Source organism: Corallococcus sp. CA041A, assembly GCF_003612075.1.
Classification (GTDB): domain Bacteria; phylum Myxococcota; class Myxococcia; order Myxococcales; family Myxococcaceae; genus Corallococcus; species Corallococcus exiguus.
In genome coordinates, this window is record NZ_RAWF01000406.1 from 1 (window position 1) to 5,416 (window position 5,416).

Annotated in this window: 4 protein-coding genes and 1 pseudogene; 4 read left to right on the forward strand and 1 reads right to left on the reverse strand. The window is 67.0% G+C overall.

Going from position 1 to position 5,416, the window contains the following annotated elements:
* Window positions 1-251 precede the first annotated feature (251 nt).
* The 3 genes from D7V77_RS39790 (at window position 252) to D7V77_RS39800 (ending at window position 4,522) form a co-directional block, all read left to right on the forward strand.
* Entirely contained in the window at window positions 252-1,775 is a 1,524-nt protein-coding gene (locus tag D7V77_RS39790; protein WP_126934138.1) for a hypothetical protein, read from the forward strand.
* A 24-nt stretch (window positions 1,776-1,799) separates the two neighbouring features.
* A complete protein-coding gene (locus D7V77_RS39795) occupies window positions 1,800-3,716 on the forward strand; it encodes a hypothetical protein (protein ID WP_120581414.1) in 1,917 nt (638 codons plus the stop codon).
* A 62-nt stretch (window positions 3,717-3,778) separates the two neighbouring features.
* Entirely contained in the window at window positions 3,779-4,522 is a 744-nt protein-coding gene (locus D7V77_RS39800) for a glutathione S-transferase family protein (RefSeq protein WP_120581415.1), read from the forward strand.
* 18 nt (window positions 4,523-4,540) lie between these two features.
* Here the strand turns inward: D7V77_RS39800 and D7V77_RS39805 are convergent, their stop codons facing one another.
* Entirely contained in the window at window positions 4,541-4,924 is a 384-nt protein-coding gene (locus D7V77_RS39805) for a hypothetical protein (protein ID WP_120581416.1), read from the reverse strand.
* Between the two features lie 153 nt (window positions 4,925-5,077).
* On the opposite strand from D7V77_RS39805, the pseudogene D7V77_RS39810 reads away from it, so the two are divergent.
* Window positions 5,078-5,416, forward strand: a pseudogene (locus tag D7V77_RS39810) (hypothetical protein); the annotation flags it as partial.

Here is a 5,416-nt window from a genome sequence, read left to right on the forward strand (position 1 = left end):
ACCCTGGACCGCGGGGAGGGGGGCGGGGCGTGCGTCGCGCGCGAACGCAATCGCTTGCGGTGAAGACGCGCTTCGAGCGGGTGGGCGTGCCGCCGAAGCCGGCTCGCAGAGGAAACGACGCATTCCTGGGAAGTGGATCGCCGTGTGCAGTGCAGGGCGGACGCGGCGGACAGCGGGTCCGCCGCCCTGTCGCACGGTCTCGCGTACCACCCCACTCGGGCGCGGTGTGGCCCACGAAGGTCTGCTCGTCCATGAAGCGTTCTCGCCAATCCCTGATGTCAGGCGTCCTGAGCCTTACCGGCTGCGTGGCGCTGTCCCTCTCCGGCTGCAAGGTGCCGGAGGCCGACGCGGCGGAATCAAAGTCTCCGCCCAAGAAGGCGCCCACCGCCAACGTGGTGCCGGTCTCCGCCACCGCGCCCGCGGAGCCCGCGAAGGCCCGCACGCCGTTCGCCGCGGCTCGCGAGGCGTTCGAGCGCAACTCCGTGAACGCCAACCCCTTCGCGGACAGCAACGGCAGCATTCCGCCGTCCTGGCAGTACTCGGGCCCGATGTTCAGCCTGAGCCACGACTATCCGCAAACGCCCGTGGCGCCGCCCGCCAATCCGCCGTGGATCGCCGCGCTCAGGGGGCAGCCCATCTCCAAGGCGAACGCGCTCGCGTACGTCAACGCGCTGAAGGCCTACATCGCGCCATCCATGCAGACGCTGCTCTACAACTATCCCCGGTGGGATGCGGCGAAGGAGGGTTGGTACAACGAGCCGTGGCTCGCCTCCATCCGCGAGAGCATCCACGGCACGTACGTGGGCTCCGAGTTCCCCGCGGCCACCTTCGCCGCGTCCGGCCTCAAGGTCGACATGACGACGTACGTGCTCACCTACTACGACAAGGTGGCGGCGTCCGCGCTGGGGCAGGTGTGGGGCAAGACGGCCATGAGCCCCACGCTCACCAACACGTCCGCGCAGTTCCCGGAAGGGTCCATTGTCATCAAGGTGGCGTTGACCAGCGCGCTGGCGAAGGACTGGCCGGTGATGCAGGGCGCGTCGCTGTGGCCCGTCTACGTGCCGCCGCCCAACGGGCCCACGGGCGCGAAGCCGGTGACGATGAACGCGTCGATCATGCAGTTCGACATCATCGTCAAGGACACCAAGACGGCGCCCAAGACGGGCTGGGTGTTCTCCACGCTCGTCTACGACATGCGAGTGCCCGGCAGCCCCTGGGACAAGATGATCCCCCTGGGCGCGATGTGGGGGGATGATCCCAACGTCAACTCCACGCTGAACCCGGGCACGCCGCTGCAGGAGACGGTCATCAACCCCGCGGCGCCCGCGTACTCCACGGCGACGCTGGGGTGGGGTGGCCGTCTGTCCGGCCCGAACGACGGCGCGGTGGTGGCACCGGCCTCCATCAACGGGCAGATCGTGCCGGCCGTGCAGGCCTCGTCGTGCATGAGCTGCCACAGCGTGGCGGAGTGGCCCATGAAGACGTTCCTGCTGCCCACCACCACGATGCCGCCGACGGTCGTGGGCGACGCGCTGGTCCTCGAGCAGCCCGGTTCCGCGGCCTGGATGAAGTGGTTCCAGGACAACCCGGGCAACGTGCCGCTGGATCCCGGGACGGTGCCCATGGACTTCGACATGGTGTTCGCCTTCAAGTCGCTGCCCGCGTGGCAGGCGGCGACGCAGGGCAACAGCGGCATGAAGGCCTTCGAGGCCGTCGACCTGCTCCGTGGCACGCAGCCCGTGAACCCGCGCGACCTCAAGTACAACGGCCAGTAGGCCCGTGACCTCCGGGAGGACCCCATGTCCATCTTCGACAAGGCCATCATCGGCGCCGGTGGCGGTGCCATGTATTACCTCGATGCGCGCATGGGGTCCGACCTCACGTCGGACGTCCGGGAGCAGTTCAAGAAGCAGTTCGGGAAGATCAAGAACGAGGAGGCTCGCAGGAAGGCGCTGAAGCACCTGCTGTTCGTCGGTGACAAGGACATCGACATGCAGAAGGCCCCGGAGGACAAGTCGCTCCTGGACCTCACGTCCGAGCGCGCCGTGCTCAAGAACACGGTGCTCATCGGCATGAGCAATCCGTGGCACATCGGCAAGAACGACCGGTACACGGGGCGAGGCGGCAACTACGTCGTCAATCACACCCGCCAGGTCATCAGCACCCGGCCGCTCTCTTCCTTCAAGAACACCCAGTCCCGGAGCAAGGTGAAGGAAGAGTGGGAGCGGGTCTTCAACACGAGTGACCCCGTCGACGGAGAGGATGTCCTGTTCGAGCAGTCCCAGGGCTACACGACCCGCGAGAGCTTCAAGGACGAGTGGTTGAACGTCATCGGCCGCGCCATGAACCGGGGCCTGACCCGTGTCTGGGGCAACGTGACGAAGATCGAGTGGAAGCCGAACATCGACGAGGACAAGGCGCACTTCGAGATCACCTTCACGCCGATGAAGTCCGAGAAGGTGCGTGACCCCATCAAGGCCCGCGAGCTGCTCCTGATGACGGGCAACGGGAGCTACCTCAAGCCCACGGAGGCCAACGGCATCAAGGTCCCCAAGGGGTGGGAGCGGGACCGGCGGATCATGGACATGGATCAGCTCATGCGCTTCCTCGTGGTGAACGGGAAGAAGCGCAAGCGGATCGTCGTCCAGGGCGGGAACGCGGCGATCGACGCGGTCGAACAGGCCATCCGCTATGGCCATGAGGTGCACTGGCTGGTGCGGTCCGGCGTGAACATCCTCGCCAACTCCCTGCTCGTGCACGCGCCCAAGCTCGCCAAGAGTGGGACCTACGTGAACCAGTCCGTCACGTCGGAGTTCAAGAAGGGGGTGAGCCTGGCGGAGGTCGCAAGCTCCAGCAGCACGCAGCTCCGCGTGCAGGCCTACTCGCTGGAGGATGAGAAGGCGGGCAAGGGCGAGAACGAGGTCATCACGAAGAAGAAGACGCTCGTCACGGACATCCAGGACGTCGACATCTACGTCTACTGCATCGGCCAGGAGGTGAATGACAGCCCTTCGGGGGTGGCGAAGCTGCTGGTCAGCAGCGACCTCCTCAAGCAGAAGGGCCGGGGGGTCGACGAGTCAGAGCTGGAGCTCATCTGCGACGAAGGCTGGCTCTTCCGGAGCCTGTCGCACCGCGAGAACGCCGTGAAGGAGGCCGCCATCGGGCTGCGGAAGAGGTTCTCGGAGCGATGCCGCATCGACGTCCTGGGCGCGGCTTCCTTCATGCTGGTCTCGCCCCAGGGAAATCTCGGGAGCAAGCTGAAGCCCCTGACGAACTATCAGATTCAATCCGTCGCGGACGTGCGCCAGTTGGCGGCGCTCAAGGACGTGATGCGGGCGTACTGCAACACCCTGAGCGGCGCCTCGCTGGATCCGAAGAACGTCAACTTCCTGGGCGGCACGAAGAACGAGATCGCCGCCTTCATCGCCATGCACCACGAGTTCATCCCCCCGGTCGTCGCGGACGAACTCACGCACTTCCTCATGCGCGTGCGGACCCGCGAGGAGTTCACCAACGGCTACACCGGGGACGAGATGGCGGACATCCGGGAAGCACTGAAGGGGATCGACGACTACTTCAGGATCCGTGAAGAGGTCCGGACGTTCCTCGAAACGAAGATGACCCAGGTGGTGATGGACTACCGGAAGCTCATGCTCGCTCCGTTCCAGGAGGAGATCTCCACCCTGAAGTGGGCAGACATCCTCCGGGAGGACTGAGCCGGGCCGCCTTCTCACTATCCTGACAGACGGCTGTCACAGCGGAGGCATAGCGTGGCTTCATGACCCCGAACGCCTTGCCACCCCTGACCCTGCTGGAGCTGGCCGACACCGGCCTGCCTGGCGTCGAGAGCTACTCGCCGTTCTGCCTGAAGGCCCACCGGGCCCTGAAGTACGCGGGGCTGCCCTACGCGCGAGGCTGCGCGGACAACCCGGCCTCGCACCGCGCGCACAATCCCACGGGACAGGTGCCGGTGTTGCTGGTGGGAGCGGAGGCGGTGCCGGACTCCACGGCCATCCTCGCGCGCATCCAGCAGCTGGCGCCGGGCCGCATCGACGCGTCGCCAGAGGCGCTGCTCTGGGAGGAGCTGGCGGACACGTCCCTCAATGGCTTCCTGGTCGCGGCACGCTGGGCGGATGACCGCAACTGGCCCCGGACGCGCGCCACGTTCTTCCACTTCATGCCGGCGCCGGTGCGCGCGGTGGTTCCGACGCTGATCCGGCGCAAGCAGGTGGAGCGGTTGGTGGCGAGGGATGTCTGGCGCGCGGGCCCGGAGGCCTGCTGGCGCCGGTTCGGGGCGCTGTTGGATCAGCTGGATGCGCGGGCGCCGGAGCAGGGCTTCTGGTTGTCAGGGGCGCTGAGCGTGGCGGACCTGGCCCTGTTCGCGCAGCTGCACAGTCTGCGGACGCCGCTCACGCCCTGGCAGGGCGCGGAGGTCGAGCGGCGCGAGCGTTTGAGCGCATGGCTCGGACGGGTGGATGTGGCGACCCGGACCGCGAACGTGCCCCTGCGCGCCGCGAGCTGATGGCGACCGGTGGCCGGCTCACCGGACGAAGCCCGCCACGGGACTTTCGAAGACCTTGCTCACGACGTTCATGGTCCGGAGCCAGGCCTGCGCCTCCTCGCCGAGCCGCCCGTAGACGCGCACGTCCACAGGCTTCGCGACGCCGAGGAGCGCTTTGAACTCCGGCCACCCGGAGATCCTCCGGATGTGTTCCATGACCTGGCGCGAGTCCGCGAACGTGATGACCGCGCCGACCTCCGTGTCGTCGGGCCGGGCGTGGAACTGGATGCTGAGCAGGCTGCTCACGCCTTCGGTCTCCAGACGCTGCACCGCGGCCTGAAGGGTGGCGGTGAAGACAGGGAAGGGCGCCGTCCGTTCAAGCACCTCAACGAGGGTGATCCGCTCACGGGCTGCTGGGTCCATCCGCGCGCTCCCTTCTTCAAATACCCACCGGGCTTCCCCTCGGGTCGAGCCACACGCTAGGGAGTGGACCCGGAGGGGTCCATGGCCTTTCGAGTCCAGATCGCTGTCCTGATCCTCGCCTTGCTCAGTGCGTGTGCCACCCCAAGGGGCAGGGTGCGGCTGGATACCGGCGAAGGTGCACCCATCGAGTACAGCCCGCCTTCTCCCATCCAGGCCGTGACCGTGGGGCAGGGTGCCTTCGAGAACGCGCTGACCGAGCTGGTTCTGGTGACACCCCTGCACCTCCGGGCTTCGCGGTCAGTGGAATGGGTCCGCGCGTCCTTCTCCCGAGGGCCGCAGGCGTCGGACCGTGCCTTCGGGGGCTACTGCGAGCCGGGGCTTCGTAGGGGCGACTGCATCTCGTTGCTCGAAGACGTGATGGGGCTGAGTGACTGGGACAAGTTCGGCGTGGCGCTGGCGCTGTCACTCGACCCACTCAAGGAGAGCATCTCC

Coding starts and splice junctions, on each gene's coding strand:
- D7V77_RS39795 (WP_120581414.1), top strand. CDS start 1,800: ATGTCCATCTTCGACAAGGCCATCATCGGCGCCGGTGGCGGTGCCATG.
- D7V77_RS39800 (WP_120581415.1), top strand. CDS start 3,779: ATGACCCCGAACGCCTTGCCACCCCTGACCCTGCTGGAGCTGGCCGAC.
- D7V77_RS39790 (WP_126934138.1), top strand. CDS start 252: ATGAAGCGTTCTCGCCAATCCCTGATGTCAGGCGTCCTGAGCCTTACC.
- D7V77_RS39805 (WP_120581416.1), bottom strand. CDS start 4,924: ATGGACCCAGCAGCCCGTGAGCGGATCACCCTCGTTGAGGTGCTTGAA.